The organism is Providencia sp. UF-224, from assembly GCF_058245955.1.
This window is the reverse complement of sequence record NZ_JBSICC010000026.1, coordinates 1-23,542: the sequence shown is the minus strand read 5'-3', so window position 1 is coordinate 23,542 and position 23,542 is coordinate 1. Positions and strand designations below refer to the sequence as shown.

Sequence of the window (23,542 nt, the reverse complement as noted above, 5' to 3'; positions counted from 1 at the left end):
TATCCCAAAATCAAGATGGGCGACGGCGAGAAAGTACCACTCCGGCACCAACTAACAAGCCTATAGCCCCCCATAGAACCATCATAAAGGCTCGACGTGGGCTATCGCGTTTGACTGGATCTTCAGGCGTGCGCAAGTAGCGGTACGCTTGAAAATTATCTTGGAGAGTAGGCCCAACACTTAATGTTGATAACATCGCGATGTTTTGATCATAATCGGAGTCATGATCAGGACCCGTTGCTTTTAATGTTTCAATTTGTGCTTGCAATAACGGAGCACCTAACATAAACATTTTAGAATCTGGAATTTCATCTACAGGTGTCGCACTTTGATTGCGTACAATACCTTGTTTTTCAGCAACTTTGAGTGCTTGTTCCAGCGCATTTAAACGTCTTTCATAAGCAGCAGTTGCCACCATATCTTCACGCTTAACTAACGCTTTCATGGATTGCATTTTGGTTGCCCAAGTGCCTTTAATTTCATCATTCAGATTTGCAGTTGCACGTTGATTCGCAAATTGCGTGTATTGACGTAACAACTGATTCGCATCTGTTGATGTTTCAGCCACTAACTTAATACTGTCGGTTAGGTTTTTCACTTCATCGGCAGGCGTGAACTCGATATCATTAATAAGTTCATCCAACAGCGCCGCATCCGCTTTCGGATCATTTTCTAACCGTTGTTTGTAATAATCTGTGCTCAGCCAGAACTGACGGCGAGTATCGTAAGAGCCGAGTTGCTTAGTAAACTCTTGGTAAGCTTCTTTCGCAATGGTTGGCAATTGCCCTTCTTGACCCGTACTGTTAATACGGGAATCGAGGTTGCGCAGAAACTGTTGCTGAGAATAATAACTTCCCAGATTATTCACGGTAGGTAAATCCGTAATCGCCGTCGCACTCCATTTTGGCTGCATAAAATAGGATGCTCCCAACGCAATTGCAGCAAAAATAACTGCAAATGCAACGATCCAAATTTTGCCTTGCCACAAGGAGCGACATAAACCACGGATATCCAATTCCGGCTCTATTGGCGTTTGATGCTGACTCGGTTGTGTTTCTGAGTTATTCACTGCACAGAACCTCTATTTTCGTTTTTTTCGTTACCGTACTGCACCTCGGCGCGCTTTACGTCTAACTCGTTTAATAAAACGGGCGACTTTCCAAGCTCGTTTGATGCAATAACCATACATCATAAATACAAGCAAAAATAATGCCAACATGACCCATTCAGGCACAAATGTTAAGCGTTCACCGATAATACCAATACATGCCAAAAATGCAGCTGACAATGTAATCAGTACAAACGCCCCTTTCGGTGTAAAGCCAGAACGCATGATTAAATGGTGAATATGCTGACGGTCAGGTGAAAATGGGCTCATTCCTTTACGAATTCGACGGTACATTATCGCCACCATGTCCATGAGTGGAATAGCAATAATCCACAACGCGGTAACAGGGTTGATTGGATGGACTTCTTCTTGCGTCGAAGCAACCAAAATCCAGATAATGGTGAAGCCGATTAATGTACTTCCTGCATCCCCCATAAAAACTTTAAACCGACGACCTAATACACCGAGATTTAAAAGGATATAAGGAAGAATAGCTGCAATGAAAGCAAAACACCAAAATGCTAACGCATAGTTACCATTGTGATACAGTAAAAACCCTAATGCGCCAAAGGAAACAGAGGATAGCCCGCCAAGTAATCCATCAATACCATCAACCATATTAAAGGCATTGATTGCAGCCCAGACAGCAAATAAGGTCACAATATAACCAAATGGCCCTAACACTAACTCCCATGGCCCAAAAGCATGACCTAACGATTCTAATTTAAGGCCAGCAGCAGTCATCATCACAACGGCAACAATAGCCTGAACTCCGGCTCTTAACTTCACGCTAATATCAAATCTGTCATCCAGTGCACCAATAAAGACTAATAACCCAGCACACGAGATATACAACCACTTGTGAGGAATGTATTCCTCCGTGATATAAAATGCAAAACAGATCCCAAAGAAAACGGATATTCCCCCAACAAGAGGGATAAGCCCTACGTGTTTCTTTCTGAAATTAGGTTTATCCACTAACCCGATTTTTATCGCAACGATACGGGCAAAAAAGATAAAAACTAACGAAAATAAGAAAACGTAGAAGAGGTTGGTTACAAAGTGTATGGTGTCCACTGTTCGACTCTCTTAATATTTTTATTTAACTTTCAATACTAAACTTTTATTGGCGAGTGCCGATAAAAAAGCAATCGCTACTGCATTATCATCTCAGTGATAAAATCTACTATAAGACGAATCTACATTCATAAAGAGATTATTGTAACATTATTAAAAATCACTCATTATTCGTGTTGGCTATTTAATAATGAAACCCCCTCAGTTTATACTTTATAGCTGCAAGATGCATGCCATAAAAGCAATACACTGAAATAGTGTTAATCAATTGCTTCATTTTCATCCAATGCATTTTTCTAAAAAAATCAGTTAACTAGTTTCACTCAAAAAAACTCGATAAACATTATATAAGTTAATAAAATACAACTAACAATATTGGTTGTAGATATTCCTTTCTCTAAATATAAACTCTAGTTATCAAAGAATATGGTTATTAAAATCAAATCATTGAACCACACTCTTTCTCTATACAAGCGAAGCATTAAAAAAAATAAAATTATTTCATGCGCTTAAATCTAAATTCATTATGTCATGCACTAAACATAAAAAAGGCGCCATTTAGGCGCCTTTTTAAAGCTCAAAGCTCAATCAACTTAAGCTCGCTTCATGAGGTCAAAAAACTCTTCATTCGTTTTCGTCATGGCTAACTTGCTAATGAAGAATTCCATTGCATCAATTTCACCCATTGGGTGAATAATTTTACGCAGGATCCACATTTTTTGCAGCTCGTCTTGAGAAGTCAGAAGTTCTTCTTTACGAGTACCAGAGCGATTGTAATCAATCGCAGGGAAGACACGTTTTTCCGCAATCTTACGGGAAAGGTGTAATTCCATGTTACCTGTACCTTTAAACTCCTCGTAAATAACTTCATCCATTTTCGAACCAGTATCAACCAGTGCAGTTGCAATGATTGTCAGGCTTCCGCCCTCTTCAACATTACGTGCGGCTCCGAAGAAACGTTTTGGACGATGTAATGCGTTTGCATCCACACCACCGGTTAATACTTTACCGGATGAAGGAACAACGGTGTTATACGCACGAGCAAGACGCGTTATGGAATCGAGTAAAATAATAACGTCTTTTTTATGTTCAACCAGACGTTTAGCTTTCTCGATAACCATTTCAGCAACTTGAACGTGACGCGCAGCTGGCTCATCAAAGGTAGAAGCAATTACTTCACCTTTAACTAAACGCTGCATTTCCGTTACCTCTTCAGGACGCTCATCAATCAGCAGAACCATCAGAACGCAATCAGGGTAGTTGTGTGCAATATTAGCCGCGATATTTTGCAGTAACATGGTTTTACCCGCTTTTGGCGGAGCAACAATCAACCCACGTTGGCCACGGCCAATCGGTGCAGCTAAATCCAGTACACGTGCAGTTAAATCTTCTGTTGAACCGTTACCACGTTCCATACGCAGACGACTATTTGCATGTAATGGGGTTAAGTTTTCGAACAGGATTTTACTACGCGCATTTTCAGGTTTATCGAAGTTAACTTCGTTGACTTTCAGGAGGGCAAAATAACGTTCACCTTCTTTAGGAGGACGAATTTTTCCTGAAATTGTGTCACCTGTGCGTAGGTTAAAACGGCGGATTTGGCTAGGGGAAACATAGATATCATCAGGACCTGCGAGGTAAGAACTGTCTGCTGAACGGAGGAAACCAAATCCATCCTGCAATATTTCCAGTACGCCATCGCCGAAAATATCCTCACCACTTTTTGCATGCTGCTTCAAAATGGAGAAAATAATATCCTGCTTTCTCATACGGGCTAAATTCTCTAGCCCCATGTTTTCGCCTAACGTAATCAATTCTGATACTGGCGTATTCTTTAATTCGGTAAGATTCATAATGGTGGGTTCTTTAACTCGGGGTAATTCTCGAACTATGAACGTTAATTGACGGCAACTTAATTTATTAAGTGCCAGTTTAACTTAACTGCCCTGTTGGTAGCCAACTCAATAAAGACCAACAACAATGCATAAAAATTTGTGCTAGCCACTGCTAAGTTATTTTAACATATGACCATGATTCATCTGGATGATGTACAGCATATTATTAGAAACACACACAACATTAGCAATAGTTTTTTGTACATTTAGGACAACATCTATCCCAATATCGCAAATTTCATTTCAGTTTCGCATTTAAAAACACATTTTACTGAATGCAAATTTTTCCCGATACGTTTTTACATCCGAAGATCTAACCACGCTTACATGATATTACCGCTGTTTATGCACTATCTTTAACATATACGAAAACACGTGTGAAACACGGATATTGAACTAGCTGATGCTTAACTCAATGTCTATGTTCTCAATTTTCATATTTAAAGTCATTGCGTCACCAGTTTTGATTATTAACAATCATGGTAATGCTGAACTAACTAGCTTGATGTATTAGATAAGAGCAATGGAATACAAGGTAAATCATACGGGTGCTACACGAGGAATAGTGATAACTTATCATGCTTAGATGAGGACGTCTAGCGGCTCTCTTGATAAAATAGATACACCGCTAAACGTTTTAGATCACATATAACGATAACTTACAGATTTTCGTCTAAAAATTCTTTCAGTTGCGTCTTAGATAATGCGCCAACTTTAGTCGCCGCCACACTACCATTTTTGAATAATAACAGCGTCGGGATACCACGAATTCCATATTTTGGGGCGGTAGCCGGATTATCATCAATATTCAGTTTTGCGATGGTCAATTTGCCTGTATATTCTTCAGCAACTTCATCAAGGATAGGTGCTATCATTTTACAAGGACCACACCATGCTGCCCAAAAATCGACGAGAACAGGTGAACTTGATTTCAGAACTGCAGTTTCAAAGCTTGCATCAGTTATATGTATAATTTTGTCGCTCATGTTGTACTCCAAAGAATCATCTTTTTGCAGACTTAGTGTAACATTATTGGCAGCAGTATGCTTTATTTCAAAAGATACACTTTCGTAAACCAACCGTTAACTGATATTCTAACATACTATGAGTAAAGCACACTTGACAGAAAAGAAGTTTTCCGACTTCGCATTGCACCCTAAAGTCATTGAAGCTCTGAGCAAGAAAGGCTTCAATTATTGCACGCCAATACAGGCGTCAACGTTGCCTTTCACTGTCGAAGGCAAAGACGTTGCGGGACAAGCGCAAACAGGTACAGGTAAAACGTTAGCATTCTTAACGTCAACGTTTCATTATCTATTAACCCACCCTGCAATTGAAGGGAAAAAAGCGAATCAACCACGTGCATTAATGATGGCACCGACTCGTGAATTAGCTGTTCAGATCTACTCTGATGCCAAAGAATTGGCAGAATACACAGGTCTGAAAATGGGTCTCGCTTATGGTGGTGATGGCTACGATGAGCAGCTAAAAGTGTTACAAAACGGTGTCGACATCCTTATTGGAACGACTGGCCGCCTTATTGATTATGCAAAACAAGGCCATGTGGACTTAGCTGCGATTCAAGTCGTCGTGCTTGATGAAGCTGACCGTATGTACGACCTTGGTTTTATTAAAGATATTCGTTGGTTATTCCGTCGTATGCCAGGGGCTTCGGACAGACTGAACCTGCTATTCTCCGCAACGTTGTCTTATCGCGTAAGAGAACTTGCCTTTGAGCAAATGAATAACCCTGAATATGTTGAAGTCGAGCCTCTACAAAAAACCGGCCATCGTATTAAAGAAGAGTTATTTTACCCTTCTAACGAAGAAAAAATGCGTTTGCTACAGACCCTACTCGAAGAAGAGTGGCCTGAGCGCTGTATTATTTTTGCTAATACTAAGCACCGTTGTGATGATATTTGGGCGCATTTAGCGGCCGATGGTCACCGTGTTGGCTTATTAACGGGTGATGTTGCACAGAAAAAACGTTTACGTATTTTAGAGCAATTCACACAAGGCCAACTGGATATTTTAGTCGCGACTGACGTTGCAGCACGTGGATTACACATTCCATCTGTGACTCACGTCTTTAACTATGATTTACCTGACGACTGTGAAGATTACGTTCACCGTATTGGCCGAACTGGCCGTGCTGGGGAAAGTGGTAACTCAATTAGTCTGGCTTGTGAAGAATATGCGCTTAACTTGCCTGCTATCGAAGAGTACATTCAACATTCGATCCCAGTGAGTAAATATAACAGCGATGCGTTATTGAGTGACTTACCTGCACCTAAACGCCGTCATCGCCCACGCCCTGGAGGCCAGCGTCGCAATTCAAATGCACCGCGTCGCCACAATGGTCCGCGTAATAACCATAAACGTCCAGGCTGAGTAAAAACGCTATGCTGAAATCTTCTTCTCTCTATGCTGCTATCGATTTAGGCTCAAACAGCTTTCACATGCTTGTTGTACGTGAAACAGCTGGCAGCATACAGGTTATTTCTAGGGTTAAGCGAAAAGTTCGCCTTGCTGCGGGGTTAGATAAAAATAACCTCCTTTCTGAGCAAGCAATGGAACGTGGTTGGCAATGCTTGCGACTTTTTTCGGAACATCTACAAGATATCCCGAGTACACAAATTCGTGTTGTCGCAACTGCAACACTGCGTTTAGCAAAAAATGCTGACATTTTCATCGAAAAAGCCAGTAAAATCCTAGGAAACCCCGTTAAAGTTATTCAAGGGGAAGAAGAAGCTCGCTTAATTTACCAAGGCGTTGCACATACGACAGGTGGCCCCGACCAACGCTTGGTGGTGGATATTGGTGGGGGAAGTACCGAGCTTGTCACAGGAACTGGCGCAAAAGCAGAGCAACTCTACAGCCTTGAAATGGGTTGTGTCACGTGGCTTGAGCGCTACTTCAGTGATAGAAGCTTAACGGAAGAAAATTTCTCAGCCGCCCAAGACGCCGCAAAAAAAGTGATCGAGCCTGTTGCTGAAGCCTTAAAAACTCACGGTTGGAAAATCTGTGTTGGCGCATCAGGTACTGTGCAAGCAATCCAAGAAATCATGATTGCACAAGGCATGGATGAACTTATCACCTTGTCTAAATTGCAGCAGTTAAAACGCAAAGCCATTTTATGCCAAAAACTTGAAGAGCTTGAAATTGAAGGCTTAACGTTTGAACGCGCACTGGTTTTCCCGAGTGGTTTATCGATTTTAATTGCCATCTTTGAAGCGTTAAATATCGATAACATGACACTTGCGGGCGGGGCTCTGCGAGAAGGCTTGGTTTATGGCATGTTGGAATTGCCCATTGAGCAAGATATTCGTGCTCGCACCGTACGCAATATCCAGCGCCGTTTCCAAGTAGACATCGAACAAGCTGGCCGTGTTCGTCAATTAGCTGAATATTTTTATCTGCAAGTTGCGAAAGATTGGCAATTAGATACTCGTTGCCGCGATTTATTATCAAGCGCCTGTGCATTGCATGAAATTGGTCTGAGTGTTGATTTTCGCAGAGGCCCTGAACACGCCAGTTATTTGATGACTCACTTGGATTTACCTGGCTATACACCGGCTCAAAAACGGTTACTAGCGGCGTTGTTACGAAATCAACAAGGTCCTGTTGATTTAGCCCCTCTCAGCCAACAAAATGCACTACCCATGCAACAAGCCTACTATTTGTGTCGTTTACTTCGATTAGCCATTATTTTTGCAAGCCGCCGACGTGATGACACTTTACCTGCCTTAAGGTTAAATGCCTGTACTGACAGGCTCACCATTATGCTGCCATACCGCTGGTTATCTGAGCATCCGCTGCGTGCAGAAAACTTACAGCAGGAGGTTCAATGGCAAGGTTATGTGAATTGGGTTCTAGAGCTGGAAGAACGTAACAGTTCGAATTGCTAGACTATTCCACACTAGAATCATTCTAGTGTGGAAATTCAACTAATTGTTATCAATCACTTTTCTTATTTAACCCTAGCCGTGCTTTAATATCCGCGAGTGCAGATTGCCCTTTTTGCATACGTTCTTCGGCACTAACCACTTTTCGCTGTTGCTCCCATTCAAGGTCATCTTGCGGCAACTCAAGCAAGAAGCGACTCAGCTCAGGGCGAATTAGCTCTCCATATTGACGACGTTCGCGGCAATGCGTAAAAAATAACTCTCTTTGTGCCCGAGTGATCCCCACATACGCTAAACGACGTTCTTCATCGATATTATTTTCGTCAATACTACTTTGGTGCGGAAGCAATCCTTCTTCCATACCAACCAGAAAAACATAAGGAAATTCAAGTCCTTTAGATGCATGCAGAGTCATTAGCTGAACTTGGTCAGATTCTTCATCATCCTCCCCGCGCTCCATCATATCGCGTAAGGTAAAACGAGTGACCACTTGGCTGAGCGTCATCGGGTCGTTTAATTCATCCCCTTCCACCATCTCACTCATCCAAGTAAACAATTGATTGACGTTTTTCATCCGCATTTCAGCAGCTTTGGTACTGGTTGATGTTTCATACAACCAACTTTCGTAATCCATTTCGCGCAGTAAGTCACGTACCGCAATCAACGGCTCGCGCTCTGATGTACGAACGATACTGTCCATCCACTGAGTAAACCGTTGTAATGCCTCTAATCCTTTGCCTTTTAGGGTTTGCTCTAGCCCTAAATCAAAACTGGCTTGGTATAAGCTTTTGCCCCGTTGATTCGCCCACTCCCCCAATTTTTGAATGGTTTTTGGACCAATTTCCCGGCGCGGTGTATTCACAATGCGTAAAAAAGCACTGTCATCTTCAGGGTTAGTTAGCACTCGCAAATAAGCCAGTAAATCCTTAATTTCAGGGCGTGAGAAAAATGAAGTACCGCCAGAGATACGATATGGAATACGGTTTTGCATCAACATTTTTTCAAAAATTCGGGACTGGTGATTACCGCGATATAAAATCGCATAATCTTTATATTCCGTTTTGTTGATAAAGTGATGGGCGATAAGTTCACCAATTACCCGCTCCGCTTCATGATCTTCATTATTTGCCGTTAAAACTTTTAATGGCACACCATAACCCAGCTCAGAGAATAATTTTTTTTCAAATACATGGGGGTTGTTCGCAATTAGGATATTCGCCGCTTTTAAAATACGCCCTGAAGAACGGTAATTTTGCTCAAGCTTAATCACGTTTAACTTAGGAAAATCTTGACTAAGTAACACCAAGTTTTGCGGCCTTGCACCACGCCATGAGTAAATCGATTGGTCGTCATCCCCAACCACCGTAAAGCGAGCACGTTGCCCCACCAGCAATTTCACCAGTTGATATTGGCTGGTGTTGGTATCTTGATATTCATCCACCAGCAAATAACGGATTTTTTGCTGCCAGCGTTCACGCACTTCTTCATTTTGATACAACAGAAGCGTTGGTTTACTGATTAAATCGTCAAAATCCAGTACGTTGCAACTTTTTAAATGTAATTCATAACGGCGGTAACACTCTGCAAAGTGGTGTTCTTTTTCCGTTCGTGCCTGCCCGACAACTTGTTGTGGTGAGATAAGATCGTTTTTCCAGTTTGAGATCGCAGAGATCAACTGCTGTAGTAAATCTTTATCTTCTTCAAGCAAATCAAACGTTAGCTCTTTGAGTAATGCCATTTGGTCTTGGTCATCAAACAGCGAAAAATTGGCTTTAATACCTAGCGATTTATATTCACGCTTAATAATTTCCAAACCTAATGTATGAAAGGTTGAAATGATAAGCCCACGCGCCTCTTTTTTACCTAAGGTTTGTGCGACACGCTCTTTCATTTCGCGTGCAGCTTTATTGGTAAAAGTGACAGCAGCAATTTGCCGTGGTTGATAACCACATTGGCGGATCAAGTGTGCAATTTTGTTGGTAATAACACGGGTTTTACCTGATCCAGCCCCTGCCAATACAAGGCAAGGGCCATCGACAAATTCAACTGCCTGTTGCTGGCCTGGGTTTAATCGCATGGTTTCTCTACATCACTTAGTTATTCAAAATGGAACTCGCTACAGATTGTAGCAGAAACCCAGCCAACTCTTGAGCAACGATCCTTCCTATTTATAAAAAACAAAAAACCACATCATTCATCAGAACGACATGGCTTGCTTTGTTTTTTTGTTCTTTCTTTTACTACATCAATGCATTTTTCTAAACTATTCGCGTTAGAGGAAGGCGGCAAGTGGTGCTATCCCAAGGAGCATACATTAGTATGTGACTTGGGTAGCAACATGTAGCCAACGCACCTATCACGCAAAGAGTGACGAAAAATTAACTTCCAACTGAAATTTTCTTCATATCCGTCATATAACCACGTAAAGTCTTACCGATTTTCTCGATAGGATGATTACGAATTGCTTCATTGATATCACGTAACTGTGCGTTATCTGTACCATTATCAGCAACTGACTTCGCTAAATCACCCGCTTGTAACTTGGTCATGAAGTCTTTCAGCATCGGCACAGCTGCAAATGAGAACAGGTAGTTACCGTATTCCGCCGTGTCTGAAATAACCACGTTCATTTCATATAAACGCTTACGCGCAATGGTGTTCGCAATCAGTGGCAGTTCGTGCAGGGACTCGTAGTATGCTGATTCTTCTAAGATACCCGCTTCTAACATAGTATCGAACGCTAATTCAACACCTGCTTTAACCATCGCAACTAACAGAATGCCGTGGTCGAAATACTCTTGCTCTGCGATTTTTCCTGCATATTCAGGGTAATTTTCAAACGCAGATTGGCCTGTCTCTTCACGCCATGTCAGCAGGTTTTTATCATCATTTGCCCAGTCAGCCATCATGGTTGATGAGAACTCACCTGAAATGATGTCATCCATATGTTTTTGGAACAGTGGTGCCATGATAGTTTTCAGTTGCTCAGACAACGCATATGCGCGGACTTTCGCAGGGTTAGATAAACGATCCATCATCAGCGTGATACCACCTTGTTTCAGCGCTTCTGTGATAGTTTCCCAGCCAAACTGAATCAATTTACCGGCATAGCCTGGCTCAACACCGTCTGCAACCATTTTGTCGTAGCTCAGTAATGCGCCTGCTTGCAACATACCACACAGAATGGTTTGCTCACCCATCAGGTCAGACTTAACTTCCGCAACAAATGAAGATTCCAGAACACCTGCACGATGGCCACCTGTGGCAGCCGCCCATGCTTTAGCAATCGCCATCCCCTCGCCTTTCGGGTCATTTTCTGGGTGAACAGCAATCAGTGTTGGAACACCGAATCCACGTTTGTATTCTTCACGAACTTCCGTACCTGGGCATTTTGGAGCAACCATCACAACAGTAATATCTTTACGGATTTCTTCACCAACCTCAACAATGTTGAAGCCGTGTGAGTAACCCAGTGCTGCACCTTGTTTCATCATTGGTTGAACAGCACGAACAACGGTAGAGTGTTGTTTGTCTGGCGTTAAGTTAACAACTAAGTCTGCCGTTGGGATCAATTCTTCATACGTACCCACTTTAAAGCCGTTCTCAGTGGCTTTGCGCCATGAAGCACGTTTTTCACTAATCGCTTCTGCACGTAATGCATAAGCGATATCTAAACCAGAGTCACGCATGTTCAGGCCTTGGTTCAGACCTTGTGCACCACAACCGACGATGACGATTTTTTTCCCTTTCAGGTAGCCAGCTTCATCCGCAAATTCTTCACGTTTCATAAAGCGGCACTTGCCTAATTGAGCTAACTGCTCACGCAAATTCAATGTGTTAAAATAATTCGCCATTGTCATACTCCATTGTTCTGTTGTGTTCGTTATGTCAGGCAATCAATTTGCCTGTCGCTTATTTTTAAGCGTTTATGGATTTACTATATGCGATGTTTCGCATTGCTTAAATTGATATATTAACAATACAATGTTGCAATATTCGCAACGTAGTTAATGACTTTATCCGAGGGCAAGATGGATATTCGTGATCTGAAACTTTTTTTGCATTTAGCACAGAGCTGCCACTTTGGCCGTACCTCTAAAGCCATGCATGTCAGCCCTTCAACACTGTCTCGGCAAATTCAACGCTTAGAAGAGCAACTGGGTCACCCGTTGTTTGTCCGTGATAACCGTTCGGTAAAACTCACACAAGCAGGCGAGCACCTAAAACAATTTGCACAGCAAACCTTGTTGCAGTATCAGCAACTACAGCATGCCCTTAATCAACAAAGCCCATCACTGAGTGGTGAGTTGCATCTTTTTTGCTCAGTCACCGCTGCATACAGTCATTTACCACAAGTTTTAGATAAATTCCGTGCTTTACACCCGTTAGTCGAAATAAAACTCACTACCGGAGATGCCGCAGATGCCGTCGAAAAAGTGGAAACCCACGAGGCAGACCTTGGTATTGCAGGAAAACCAGAGCGTTTACCCGATAATGTACGTTTCACCAAAATTGGCGAAATTCCATTGGTGCTCATTGCGCCATCGTTGCCTTGTGCGGTACGGTCAATGGTGACGGAAGCTGAACCTGATTGGTCAACGGTGCCGTTTATTTTGCCGGAACACGGTCCATCACGAAAACGTATCGAATTATGGTTTCGCCGCCATCACATCAATAACCCAGTTATTTACGCGACGGTATCTGGCCATGAAGCGATTGTATCGATGGTCGCGCTTGGTTGTGGTATCGCGTTGATCCCAAGTGTGGTGGTGGATAACAGCCCCGAGCCTGTTCGTAGCCGTATTTCACAACTCGACAATATTTCGATGGTGGAGCCCTTTGAACTCGGCGTTTGCCTACTCAGCAAACGCCTAAGTGAGCCGCTCATTAAAGCGTTTTGGGAATTACTCCCAGACAACTCAATCTAAGGTTTTTTGGCTATCTTGTGGCGCAAGGAAAAAACGAAAAGAAGGGTTGCCCGTCTCATCGTGGTACTCATACCCTAGCGCATCAAGGTGCCTATCAAAACGCACTTCAGGCCCTGCAAGTTCAAATGCCGCCAGCACTCGACCATAATCCGTACCATGGCTACGGTAATGAAAAAGCGTAATATTCCAGTGTGTTCCGAGTGTTTCTAAAAATCTCAGCAACGCTCCTGGGGACTCTGGGAACTCAAAACTATACAGTCTTTCATCTAATGGTTTGGATGGACGGCCGCCAATCATATAACGCACATGAAGCTTCGCCATTTCATCATCAGATAAGTCATCAACGTCATAGCCGTTGCTTCTGAGCTCTTGGATAATTTCTGCACGCTCGCCATCACGACCACTTAAGCGCACCCCAACAAAAATACAGGCGCGATCTGGGTCTGCATCCGTATAACGGTAATTAAACTCCGTGATAGCACGGTGCCCTAATAGCTGGCAAAAGCGTAAAAAGCTGCCCTTTTGCTCAGGGATCGTCACCGCCAGCAGCGCTTCACGTTGCTCACCAATCTCACAGCGCTCAGAGACATAACGCAGCCCGTGGAAATTCATATTCGCGCCAGACAGGATATGCGCTAAACGTTCACCTTTAATGTTGTGCTGTTGGACATATTTTTTCAGCCCTGCCAGTGCTAAAGCGCCTGACGGCTCGGCAATTGCACGGACATCTTCAAAAATATCTTTCAAAGCTGCGCAGATAGAATCGCTATCGACCGTGATAACATCATCTACATACTGTTGGCACAATCTAAACGTTTCATCACCGATACGTTTAACAGCGACACCTTCCGCAAATAACCCGACACGCGGTAAATCAACGGGGTGCCCTGCTCCTAATGCGGCTTTCAAACACGCAGCATCTTCCGCTTCAACACCAATGATTTTAATTTCAGGCATCAGTTGTTTGATAATAACCGCTACGCCAGCGATTAAGCCGCCACCGCCAACTGGGATGAAGATACGGTCTAGATGTACGTCTTGCTGTAATAATTCCAACGCAATCGTCGCTTGCCCAGCAATCACCGATGGGTGGTCAAAAGGCGGGACAAAGGTATAACCCTCCTCTGCCGCCATAGCGATCGCTTTGGCTTTTGCCTCATCAAAATTCGCGCCGTGTAAAATGGCTTCGCCACCAAAGCTACGAACCGCATCCACTTTGATATCCGCCGTTGCTACAGGCATGACAATTTTGGCTTTAACGCCAACGCGGCTTGCTGACAGCGCAACACCTTGTGCGTGGTTTCCTGCCGATGCAGTTACAACGCCTTTGGCTTTTTGCTCTTCCGTTAACGTGGCAATCATGGCGTAAGCCCCGCGTAGCTTAAAGCTGTGTACAGGCTGCCTGTCTTCGCGTTTAACCAAAATCGTATTGCCTAAACGTGCAGATATTTTATCCATTTGCTGAAGCGGCGTAACTTGAGCCGCCTCATAGACTGGCGCACTCAGCGCCGCCTTTAAATAATCAGCACTTGTCGGTGCTGTGGGTAATGGTTTTGCCGCTGCCACATCAGCCCCCTAATTTCGACTTATCGCGTACAGCGCCTTTATCTGCGCTGGTTGCTAAGGAAGCGTAGGCACGCAGAGCAAAAGAGACTTCGCGCTGACGGTCACGTGGTGTAAAGGCTTTATCACCACGGGCTAATTCAGCTTCACGACGTTGGTTAAGCTCACTTTCACTGACATCCAGCACCATTGTTCTTTTTGGAATATTGATATCAATAATATCGCCATCTTGAACCAATGCTAATAAGCCGCCACTTGCTGCTTCAGGTGAAATATGCCCAATTGACAGACCTGAACTACCGCCTGAGAAACGGCCATCCGTGATAAGTGCGCAGCTTTTACCCAATCCCATTGATTTCAGGTAAGACGTTGGGTACAGCATTTCCTGCATTCCCGGCCCACCTTTTGGCCCTTCGTAGCGGATCACTACTACATCGCCTTCAACAACTTTACCGCCTAAGATTGATTCAACCGCATCATCTTGACTTTCAAATACTTTTGCAGGACCACGGAAGGTTAAACTACCTTCATCAACGCCAGCCGTTTTGACGATACAACCATCTTCCGCAATATTTCCAGACAGTACAGCCAGACCACCATCCAAGCTATACGCATTCTCAATATTACGAATACAGCCATTTTCACGGTCAGTATCCAGTGAAGGCCAACGGCAATTTTGTGAAAATGCTTTAGTGGTACGAATGCCCGCAGGCCCTGCGGAAAACATAGACTTAACACTTTCGTCTTTCGTCAACATGACATCATATTGCGCCAATGTTTCTTGAAAAGTCAGACCTAAAATATTGGTGACATTTTCTTGCAATAGGCCTGCGCGGCTCAATTCACCTAAAATACCAATGACGCCCCCTGCACGGTGAACATCTTCCATATGGTATTTCTGTGTACTTGGTGCCACTTTGCATAAGTGCGGGACTTTGCGAGATAAGCGGTCGATATCTTCCATTGTAAAATCAACATCGGCTTCTTGTGCTGCCGCCAGCAAGTGAAGAACGGTATTGGTCGAGCCACCCATCGCAATATCAAGGGTCATCGCATTTTCAAACGCCGCTTTATTCGCAATATTGCGAGGCAACGCGCTTTCATCATCTTTTTCGTAATAGCGCTTTGTTAACTCGACAATACGTTTACCCGCATTGATAAATAACGTTTCGCGGTCTGCATGAGTGGCTAATAACGAGCCATTACCCGGCTGAGATAAGCCTAATGCTTCCGTTAAGCAGTTCATTGAGTTTGCCGTAAACATACCGGAGCATGAACCACAGGTTGGGCAAGCTGAACGTTCGATTTGTTCGCTATCCGCATCACTCACATTCGGGTTTGCCCCTTGGATCATCGCATCAACGAGATCCAATTTAATGATTTGGTCTGAAAGCTTGGTTTTCCCTGCTTCCATCGGGCCACCAGATACGAAAATAACAGGGATATTGAGGCGTAATGACGCCATTAACATACCTGGGGTGATTTTGTCGCAGTTAGAAATACACACCATAGCGTCTGCACAGTGTGCATTGACCATGTATTCGACAGAATCGGCAATTAATTCACGGGAAGGTAAGGAATACAGCATTCCGCCATGCCCCATGGCAATCCCATCATCAACCGCAATTGTATTAAACTCTTTTGCTACGCCACCTGCGTTTTCAATTTGCTCTGCAACCAGTTTACCAAGATCGCGTAAATGTACGTGACCAGGCACAAACTGAGTAAATGAGTTCACAACTGCAATAATGGGTTTTCCAAAATCAGCATCGGTCATTCCAGTTGCACGCCACAATGCGCGCGCACCCGCCATATTACGACCATGAGTTGTTGTTGCTGAACGGTACTTAGGCATATCTTTAACTCCCGTGTTTAAAACAGGCGGGGAACGTCCGCCTGTAACATCTATTTCAATTTAGTTATTAAGGGTTTACTGGATCTAACCAGCCCCATTTGTCTTCCGTTGTACCATTAAATAAACCGAAGAATGCTTGCTGAATTTGTTTCGTGACTGGGCCACAACGACCAATACCAACTTGGATACCATCAACGCTGCGTACAGGGGTAATTTCTGCTGCGGTGCCTGTCATAAAGACTTCATCAGCAAGGTATAGGGATTCGCGTGATAGTGTTTGCTCACGAACTTCGATGCCCATATCTTTTGCTAAGGTTAAAATGGCATCACGGGTAATACCCGGTAATGCAGATGATGTGAACGGAGGCGTATATAAAATCCCATCTTTCACTTCAAAAATATTTTCACCTGCACCTTCAGAGAGATACCCATGAACGTCTAGTGCAATACCTTCTTGATAACCATGACGGCGTGCTTCGCTACCCACTAATAACGATGATAAATAGTTACCACCCGCTTTTGCACCTGTAGGGATAGTATTCGGTGCAACACGGTTCCAAGAAGACACCATTGCATCAATTCCTTGGTCTAAGGCTTCTTCGCCTAAATAAGCGCCCCAAGGGAAAGCCGCTAAGATGACGTCTGTGTTATAACCATCCGGTGGGTTAACTCCCATACCGACATCACCGATAAACACTAATGGACGGATATATGCGCTGACTAAGTTATTTTTGCGTAAAGTCGCACGACAAGCTTCCATTAACTCTTCTACGCTGTAGCTGACAGGCATACGGTAAATTTTTGCAGAATCGTGCAAACGTTGCATGTGCTCACGGTGGCGGAAAACCACAGGTCCTTTATGAGAATCATAGCAACGGACGCCTTCAAACACTGATGTACCATAATGCAGAGCATGAGACATTACATGAACCTTTGCATCAGCCCATGGCGTCATTTCACCGTTAAACCAAATAAAGTCAGCTTTCTTAGTCATTTTTATCTTCCTTACATTGCACTTTGTGTGCGTAATAGTCGTGATTCTTGTTGTAGCACTTCAACCTCTGTAATGTCAGAAAGCTTAGTTAACTGAGCACAAAGCAGGGTTAACGGCCTTTGACTACTTACAGTCAGTTCAATATTAACATTATCGCCATCTGGTGACTGTCCCATATTCATGGCATTTATCTTAAATCCACGATGGCGAGTGACCCTTAATATACGCTCTAAAACCTCAGGACGGAAACGGGCCAATATCGAGAGTTGATGTTGCATCATAATGGTTTCTCCATCATTTTTTCATTACTCGCCCCTGGTGGAACCAACGGCCAGACGTTTTCTAATTCATTAATTGATACCTGTAATAAGTAGGCACCTTCGCTATTCAATAATTCGTCTAATGCTGCATTTACTTGTGATTTATCTGTAATACGCTGCCCTTTAATGCCAAACGCACTGGCTAAAGCAACAAAATCAGGATTATCCGTTAATATCGTTTCGCTATAACGTTGTTCAAAGAACAGCTCTTGCCATTGGCGAACCATACCTAATCGTTGGTTATCCAATAAAAGAATTTTGACAGGCAATTGTTTACGTTTGATGGTGCCTAACTCTTGGACATTCATCATGAATGAGCCATCACCAGACACACAAACAACTGTGTCTTCAGGCCTCGCGACTTGTGCGCCGATCGCGGCAGGAACACCGAATCCCATCGTACCCAACCCACTTGATGTTAAGAAGTTTTCAGGGGCATCTACCGTAATATGCTGTGCTGACCACATTTGGTGTTGTCCTACATCCGTTGTCACAACGGTGTTTGGCTTCATCTTATCGGACAATTGTTTCAATAAGAGCGGTGCATAAATAGGCTCACCTGGGTGGTCATAACGCCAACCAAACTCTGCTTTTAACTGTTGAACTTCGGATTGCCATGGTGCAATTGATTTTTTCAACATTAATTTTGGTAATAACGCTTTTGCATCACCATGTAAAGCAACATGAGTTTGACGCAATTTGTCCAACTCAACGTGGTCAATATCGATATGAATGACTTTAGCATTCGGCGCAAAGGTATTTAATTTTCCCGTTACACGGTCATCAAAACGCGCCCCAACGGCAATCAGCAAATCACATCGTTGAACGGAAATGTTGGCAGCTTTCGTGCCATGCATTCCTAACATTCCTAGGTAATTCGCATCTTTTGGGTCAACGGCACCTAACCCTTTTAATGTTGAAACAGAAGGTAACCCGGTATAGGTGATAAATTCCCGTAATTCAGAAACCGCACCTGACATTCCAACACCACCACCGATATACAACATTGGTTTTTCTGCTTGCTCCAGCAATGCTCTCGCTTGCTGTATCTCTGTCTCCGGAGATGACATTTCTTGCTCCACAGGCATTAAAAAAGGAGATAGCTCTGCGTGTTGCAACTGAATATCTTTCGGAATATCAATCAGTACAGGTCCAGGACGCCCACTATTTGCGATTGCGAAAGCTTCAGCAAGAATGCGAGGCAAATCATCTATCGATTCAACTAAAAAACTATGTTTGGTACAGGCCAGAGATAACCCTAAAACGTCAATTTCCTGAAAAGCATCTGTGCCAATAAACGCGGAAGCCACTTGCCCTGTGATAGCAACAACAGGGACGGAGTCTAACAATGCATCCGCTAACCCAGTAATGACGTTTGTTGCTCCGGGACCTGATGTAGCAATACAAACACCTGTTTTACCTGTTGAGCGAGCATAGCCAATTGCTGCGATCACTGCGCCTTGTTCATGTCTACACAGCAAATGTTCTACCCCACCATCATACAGCGCGTCATACACTGGCATGATTGCACCTCCGGGGTAACCAAAAACAGTATCAACCCCTTGAGTTCGTAATGCTTGGACTAACCATTGTGCTCCCGTCATGTTTTTCTCCTGTCGTCCTTTCTTATCTATTTGTATTTATTATGTTTTATTTGATTTTCTTGGATTAACAAATATTCATGTCAAAAAAAACCCCGCGCCTTTCGGTGCGGGGTTCTCGTAAGATCTGGCTGTTATTTTAGCCTTCGTCGTCCAAGTGCAGCCCCGCACGGTGGGATAATAATCACCACCACGCTAATAATAATTAGGCTAACTGCTTGGATAAATGCGTTCATGAGTTTTGCTTTTTTAACTTTTATTTGTTGTCCTTATTAAGAGGTATCATTTTAAAATTACTTTGACAACTTTTATTTGATTTATTTAATTTCGAAATGTTTAACCAATTTAAAATCAATAACTTAATTCAAAATCAACATAATGCGCTATTAAATTAGCAATAATGCAGTACTTATCCATAAAACTGCTAGCATAATCAGCTATATCACCCATTGTCTTTTCTTAAAAATGGGCCGATTCCATTTCGCTCAATTAGTCATTTTTTCTTAACCTTATCCAAAGCTCCATTAAAATGCACCACATCAAAAACAACAAAAACCCTAAAGATATCAAATACTAGAAACCGCCCCCAAAAAAATAAAACAGTTAAGCAACTACACAAATAAATTATCGAGTCGCTTCGCAAATATCATTTTCATGTGTTAAGTGTCGGTCAATTTTTAACAGAATATTACTCTGTTAATTATATCGGAGGTTTTATGGCATTGGCGATTGTTTATACTAGAGCTTCCATAGGTATGGAGGCACCACTTGTCACAGTTGAGGCTCATATTAGTAATGGATTACCAGGGCTAACATTAGTTGGTTTACCTGAAACTGCAGTCAAAGAATCTAGAGATAGAGTCAGAAGTGCATTATTAAACAGTGGATTTGAGTACCCAGCGAAAAAAATAACGGTGAATTTGGCTCCTGCAGATTTACCTAAAGAAAGTGGTCGCTATGACCTTGCTATCGCAGTAGCCATACTCGCATCATCAGGGCAAATTTCACATGATGCTTTAAATAAACATGAATTTTTAGGTGAACTTGCCCTTTCTGGTGACGTCCGTTATGTCAGTAGCGCAATCCCTGCGGCGCAAGCAGCATTAAAACAACAACGAACACTAATTATTTCCTCGAAAAATCAACACCAATTAAATTTATTACCCGAAAATAGCGTTCAGTTTGTAAGCTCTCTATTAGAACTTTGCCATTATTTTAATGGGGGTAATGAGCTCGAATTTAACTGCCAGATAAATCAACCACCCCCATCAGCTAAAAATGACGATGATATCAACGATATTATTGGGCAAGAACAAGGAAAGCGAGCCCTCGAAATTTCCGCTGCAGGAGGGCACCATCTACTGCTTTTAGGTCCCCCAGGAACAGGTAAAACAATGCTTGCTAGCCGGCTTATTACTTTATTGCCCTCTCTTACGTCTCAGGAGGCTCTAGAAGTCGCTTCATTGCATAGTTTGAGCCAGAATACCCAAGACACCTTAACTTGGCCTATAAGGCCATTTAGAGCCCCTCATCATAGCGCCTCAATGGCTGCACTGATTGGTGGCGGCTCTCTACCTAAACCTGGGGAAATTTCACTCGCCCATCATGGCATCTTGTTTTTAGATGAATTACCAGAATTTAGTCGTGCTGTTTTAGATTCTTTAAGAGAACCGCTCGAATCAAGAGAAATTAGTCTTTCTCGAGCAAAAGCCAAAGTCTGTTACCCAGCTAATTTTCAACTTATCGCTGCACTAAATCCGAGTCCTACAGGGCAATATCAAGGGGAAATGAGTCGCTCTTCCCCAATATCTATTTTACGTTATCTTTCTCGCATATCTGGGCCGCTTTTAGACCGTTTTGACCTTTCCATAGAGATACCTTTACTCCCTCTAGGCTCATTAAGTCGCCCTGTAAATCAAGGAGAAAACAGTGAACAAATACAATGCCGTGTTATTCGCGCCCGGCATACTCAGATAACACGAGCTGGGAAAATAAATAATTTACTAACATCTAAAGAAATAACAAAATTTTGCTCACTATCCCCTAAAGATGCCTTATTCTTAGAACATGCTTTAAACAAGTTAGGCCTTTCTATTCGGGCGTGGCATAAGATCTTAAAGGTCTCTCGAACCATTGCTGATCTCAATGAGTGCTCAAGTATTGAACGAATTCATTTATTAGAAGCTCTCGGGTACCGAGCAATGGATAAGTTATTGCTTCATTTGCAAAAACAAGTAAGCTGAAGGGAGGAGTTGGTGAATATGACCCATCGTACAAAAATAAAGGGACCGCAGTCCCTTATCTTATACGATGGTAATATTAATCATCTGTATCAGTATAGTCTTCCGAAGGATCTATCTGAGGTTTCCCACCAGAGAGCGTGTGGAAACGTTTTGGACGATTAATACGACTAGAGTATTTTACCCAAACTTTTTCTTCTGGAGTAGCAGGCTCGCGCTCACCGCGGCAAACAGCAACGAAGAGTTTTTCTTCTTCAGTTTGCGCAGCGCGTTTACCTGTATCTAGCTCATTAAAAGCTTGGCCTAGACGCTCTAGCAGCTGAGCTTCTTTAATGGTGAAATCACCATGACGAGAAAAGCCACGAGGGTAATGCTTAGTATCAAAAAAACGATTAGTCGTGATGAAGCTATCTGCCATCTGACACACTCCTAACTTATTGCAGTCAAACTCTATATGGCGCGGAGTATTAGACAGCATTGACAATCTGTAAAACAAAACATTTGAATCATCACGACAAAAATAATTGGAGATGCATGTGGACAGCGAGTTATTGAGAACTTTTTTAGAGGTTAGCAAAACTAGGCACTTCGGCAGAGCTGCTGAGTCACTCTATTTGACGCAATCTGCTGTCAGCTTTCGTATCCGGCAGCTAGAGACTCAGTTGGGCACAAGTTTATTCACTCGCCACAGAAATAATATTCGATTAACTGCTGCTGGTGAGCGTTTAGTACCCTATGCCGAATCGTTGATGAACACATGGCTACAAGCTAAAAAAGAAATTTCTCATGCATCACAACACACTGAACTCTCAGTTGGCGCGACCGCATCACTCTGGGAAGGCTACCTCACTGATTGGGTAGAAGCGCTTTATACTCAACACGACGAATTACGATTAGAAGCGCGCGTTTCCACCCGTCAATCACTCGTAAAACAATTGCATTCAAGAGAATTAGATTTACTGATAGCAACAGAGCCACCTAAAATGGATGAATTCGAAAGTACTGTCATTGGTGCTATAGAACTACAGCTAATGGCATCACAAAAGAACATCGCTCTAACGAATTACAATTACATAAAGCTAGAATGGGGAGCGGATTTTCATCCCAAAAATGAATCAGCACTGACTCAAGCGGATGCACCCGTGATGATCACAACATCGGCGCATATTACACGCCAATTACTCCCTGTATCGCTTTCTGCCGCATATTTACCCGCTCATTGGGTACATCACTATCCCGCACTAAAAATACTGTCAGAAGCCCCTATAAGTAAGCCACTATATGCGGTATGGTTACAAAAAAATGATCAACAGGCGCTTATTAATCAACTAATTAAAACACCAATAAAAAATGCACCATTACAGGTATCCAGCTAAGCGGCAATCACACGTACTTCCTAGCTCTGAGCCTTGAATAATTAACTTTATGCTATTGAATACGCCTCATTGGCAAACGTGGCATAAAAAATAATTCAAATAAACCTGCAATGCTTTCTGTAGCGAAAACGAGAGCAATCTAACCATAACTCACTTCGTTGTTAATTTAATTTTCTGAATCCTTTTAGCAAATTAGGATACTCTCTGGCATGTTCATTCGAATAACAAAATCAAATTTAAATTTAAATTTCACTAAGGATGTTTATGTTTTTTCTAGGTTGGATCTCTAAACAACGAAAAACTTTGCCTAATTCCAATTCATAAAAATGGCTTCGCATATACATTAAAGAATAAAGAAGCTAGGCGACTAAAAGTAGCTTTGAATAGATTGATATATACAATGGGCAATTCGTGGAAGTGATAATAGGAGAAAGGATATTTACAAAATTTAGATAAAGAAAAACCCGATTAATATAACCGGGTTATCAATAGATACTTCTTTTATTATTACTTAATTGGTAATTGGCAGGGGCGGAGAGACTCGAACTCCCAACACCCGGTTTTGGAGACCGGTGCTCTACCAATTGAACTACGCCCCTAAATTAAGTGGCGGAACGGACGGGACTCGAACCCGCGACCCCCTGCGTGACAGGCAGGTATTCTAACCAACTGAACTACCG

18 protein-coding genes and 1 tRNA gene are annotated in these 23,542 nt (G+C 42.8%); 5 read left to right on the top strand and 14 right to left on the bottom strand.

Annotated features, from left to right (window positions below):
- Window positions 1-10: 10 nt before the first annotated feature.
- From wzzE to trxA, 4 genes are all read right to left on the bottom strand, one after another.
- A complete protein-coding gene (gene wzzE, locus AC4IFO_RS18500; RefSeq protein ID WP_490736600.1) occupies window positions 11-1,069 on the bottom strand; it encodes an ECA polysaccharide chain length modulation protein in 1,059 nt (352 codons plus the stop codon).
- Window positions 1,070-1,099: 30 nt separating this feature from the next.
- Window positions 1,100-2,185, bottom strand: coding sequence for a UDP-N-acetylglucosamine--undecaprenyl-phosphate N-acetylglucosaminephosphotransferase (wecA, locus tag AC4IFO_RS18495; RefSeq protein ID WP_490736598.1), 1,086 nt, complete (start codon window positions 2,183-2,185; stop codon window positions 1,100-1,102).
- A 593-nt stretch (window positions 2,186-2,778) separates the two neighbouring features.
- The gene (rho, locus tag AC4IFO_RS18490; protein ID WP_490736596.1) at window positions 2,779-4,038 is read right to left on the bottom strand and encodes a transcription termination factor Rho; all 1,260 of its coding nucleotides are present in this window, start codon (window positions 4,036-4,038) and stop codon (window positions 2,779-2,781) included.
- Between the two features lie 701 nt (window positions 4,039-4,739).
- Window positions 4,740-5,066 (bottom strand): thioredoxin TrxA, encoded by a 327-nt coding sequence (trxA, locus tag AC4IFO_RS18485; RefSeq protein ID WP_353244195.1) that lies wholly within the window; start codon window positions 5,064-5,066, stop codon window positions 4,740-4,742.
- 118 nt (window positions 5,067-5,184) lie between these two features.
- Between trxA and rhlB the strand changes: the two genes are divergently transcribed.
- Complete coding sequence (rhlB, locus tag AC4IFO_RS18480; protein ID WP_490736593.1) at window positions 5,185-6,471, top strand: ATP-dependent RNA helicase RhlB; 1,287 nt, start codon at window positions 5,185-5,187, stop codon at window positions 6,469-6,471.
- Between the two features lie 11 nt (window positions 6,472-6,482).
- On the top strand, window positions 6,483-7,988 hold the full coding sequence (gene gppA / locus AC4IFO_RS18475) for a guanosine-5'-triphosphate,3'-diphosphate diphosphatase (RefSeq protein ID WP_490736591.1): 1,506 nt from the start codon (window positions 6,483-6,485) through the stop codon (window positions 7,986-7,988).
- A 49-nt stretch (window positions 7,989-8,037) separates the two neighbouring features.
- Here gppA and rep read toward each other — a convergent pair whose 3' ends face one another.
- On the bottom strand, window positions 8,038-10,062 hold the full coding sequence (gene rep, locus AC4IFO_RS18470; protein ID WP_490736589.1) for a DNA helicase Rep: 2,025 nt from the start codon (window positions 10,060-10,062) through the stop codon (window positions 8,038-8,040).
- A 301-nt stretch (window positions 10,063-10,363) separates the two neighbouring features.
- On the bottom strand, window positions 10,364-11,839 hold the full coding sequence (ilvC, locus tag AC4IFO_RS18465) for a ketol-acid reductoisomerase (protein WP_490736587.1): 1,476 nt from the start codon (window positions 11,837-11,839) through the stop codon (window positions 10,364-10,366).
- A gap of 177 nt (window positions 11,840-12,016) precedes the next feature.
- Here ilvC and ilvY point away from each other — a divergent pair, with 177 nt between their 5' ends.
- The gene (gene ilvY / locus AC4IFO_RS18460) at window positions 12,017-12,913 is read left to right on the top strand and encodes an HTH-type transcriptional activator IlvY (RefSeq protein WP_206083058.1); all 897 of its coding nucleotides are present in this window, start codon (window positions 12,017-12,019) and stop codon (window positions 12,911-12,913) included.
- Here the strand turns inward: ilvY and ilvA are convergent.
- The 6 genes from ilvA to ilvL all read right to left on the bottom strand — a co-directional run bounded on the left by ilvA (window position 12,905) and on the right by ilvL (window position 19,482).
- Entirely contained in the window at window positions 12,905-14,479 is a 1,575-nt protein-coding gene (ilvA, locus tag AC4IFO_RS18455) for a threonine ammonia-lyase, biosynthetic (RefSeq protein ID WP_490736585.1), read from the bottom strand. The genes ilvY and ilvA overlap by 9 nt on opposite strands.
- 1 nt (window position 14,480) lies before the next feature.
- Window positions 14,481-16,331 (bottom strand): dihydroxy-acid dehydratase, encoded by a 1,851-nt coding sequence (gene ilvD / locus AC4IFO_RS18450; protein ID WP_490736583.1) that lies wholly within the window; start codon window positions 16,329-16,331, stop codon window positions 14,481-14,483.
- Between the two features lie 67 nt (window positions 16,332-16,398).
- Window positions 16,399-17,325, bottom strand: a complete 927-nt coding sequence (locus tag AC4IFO_RS18445) for a branched-chain amino acid transaminase (RefSeq protein WP_219244983.1) — start codon at window positions 17,323-17,325, stop codon at window positions 16,399-16,401.
- 11 nt (window positions 17,326-17,336) lie between these two features.
- The gene (gene ilvM / locus AC4IFO_RS18440; RefSeq protein ID WP_490736581.1) at window positions 17,337-17,606 is read right to left on the bottom strand and encodes an acetolactate synthase 2 small subunit; all 270 of its coding nucleotides are present in this window, start codon (window positions 17,604-17,606) and stop codon (window positions 17,337-17,339) included.
- Window positions 17,603-19,249 (bottom strand): acetolactate synthase 2 catalytic subunit, encoded by a 1,647-nt coding sequence (ilvG, locus tag AC4IFO_RS18435; RefSeq protein ID WP_490736579.1) that lies wholly within the window; start codon window positions 19,247-19,249, stop codon window positions 17,603-17,605. The genes ilvM and ilvG overlap by 4 nt, the downstream gene beginning before the upstream one ends.
- 131 nt (window positions 19,250-19,380) lie before the next feature.
- The gene (gene ilvL / locus AC4IFO_RS18430) at window positions 19,381-19,482 is read right to left on the bottom strand and encodes an ilv operon leader peptide (protein WP_071524553.1); all 102 of its coding nucleotides are present in this window, start codon (window positions 19,480-19,482) and stop codon (window positions 19,381-19,383) included.
- A 480-nt stretch (window positions 19,483-19,962) separates the two neighbouring features.
- Here ilvL and AC4IFO_RS18425 point away from each other — a divergent pair, with 480 nt between their 5' ends.
- Window positions 19,963-21,489, top strand: a complete 1,527-nt coding sequence (locus tag AC4IFO_RS18425; RefSeq protein ID WP_490736577.1) for a YifB family Mg chelatase-like AAA ATPase — start codon at window positions 19,963-19,965, stop codon at window positions 21,487-21,489.
- A 76-nt stretch (window positions 21,490-21,565) separates the two neighbouring features.
- Here AC4IFO_RS18425 and AC4IFO_RS18420 read toward each other — a convergent pair whose 3' ends face one another.
- Window positions 21,566-21,904: a MaoP family protein gene (locus AC4IFO_RS18420; protein WP_490736575.1), complete on the bottom strand. Its 339-nt coding sequence runs from the start codon at window positions 21,902-21,904 to the stop codon at window positions 21,566-21,568.
- 112 nt (window positions 21,905-22,016) lie between these two features.
- On the opposite strand from AC4IFO_RS18420, the gene hdfR reads away from it, so the two are divergent.
- Window positions 22,017-22,862, top strand: a complete 846-nt coding sequence (gene hdfR / locus AC4IFO_RS18415) for an HTH-type transcriptional regulator HdfR (protein ID WP_490736573.1) — start codon at window positions 22,017-22,019, stop codon at window positions 22,860-22,862.
- 523 nt (window positions 22,863-23,385) lie between these two features.
- Here the strand turns inward: hdfR and AC4IFO_RS18410 are convergent.
- Window positions 23,386-23,461 (bottom strand) — tRNA-Trp (locus AC4IFO_RS18410).
- Window positions 23,462-23,542 lie beyond the last annotated feature (81 nt).

Coding starts and splice junctions, on each gene's coding strand:
- rho (WP_490736596.1), bottom strand. CDS start 4,038: ATGAATCTTACCGAATTAAAGAATACGCCAGTATCAGAATTGATTACG.
- trxA (WP_353244195.1), bottom strand. CDS start 5,066: ATGAGCGACAAAATTATACATATAACTGATGCAAGCTTTGAAACTGCA.
- rhlB (WP_490736593.1), top strand. CDS start 5,185: ATGAGTAAAGCACACTTGACAGAAAAGAAGTTTTCCGACTTCGCATTG.
- gppA (WP_490736591.1), top strand. CDS start 6,483: ATGCTGAAATCTTCTTCTCTCTATGCTGCTATCGATTTAGGCTCAAAC.
- rep (WP_490736589.1), bottom strand. CDS start 10,062: ATGCGATTAAACCCAGGCCAGCAACAGGCAGTTGAATTTGTCGATGGC.
- ilvC (WP_490736587.1), bottom strand. CDS start 11,839: ATGGCGAATTATTTTAACACATTGAATTTGCGTGAGCAGTTAGCTCAA.
- ilvY (WP_206083058.1), top strand. CDS start 12,017: ATGGATATTCGTGATCTGAAACTTTTTTTGCATTTAGCACAGAGCTGC.
- ilvD (WP_490736583.1), bottom strand. CDS start 16,331: ATGCCTAAGTACCGTTCAGCAACAACAACTCATGGTCGTAATATGGCG.
- AC4IFO_RS18445 (WP_219244983.1), bottom strand. CDS start 17,325: ATGACTAAGAAAGCTGACTTTATTTGGTTTAACGGTGAAATGACGCCA.
- ilvM (WP_490736581.1), bottom strand. CDS start 17,606: ATGATGCAACATCAACTCTCGATATTGGCCCGTTTCCGTCCTGAGGTT.
- ilvG (WP_490736579.1), bottom strand. CDS start 19,249: ATGACGGGAGCACAATGGTTAGTCCAAGCATTACGAACTCAAGGGGTT.
- ilvL (WP_071524553.1), bottom strand. CDS start 19,482: ATGAACGCATTTATCCAAGCAGTTAGCCTAATTATTATTAGCGTGGTG.
- AC4IFO_RS18425 (WP_490736577.1), top strand. CDS start 19,963: ATGGCATTGGCGATTGTTTATACTAGAGCTTCCATAGGTATGGAGGCA.
- AC4IFO_RS18420 (WP_490736575.1), bottom strand. CDS start 21,904: ATGGCAGATAGCTTCATCACGACTAATCGTTTTTTTGATACTAAGCAT.
- hdfR (WP_490736573.1), top strand. CDS start 22,017: ATGCATGTGGACAGCGAGTTATTGAGAACTTTTTTAGAGGTTAGCAAA.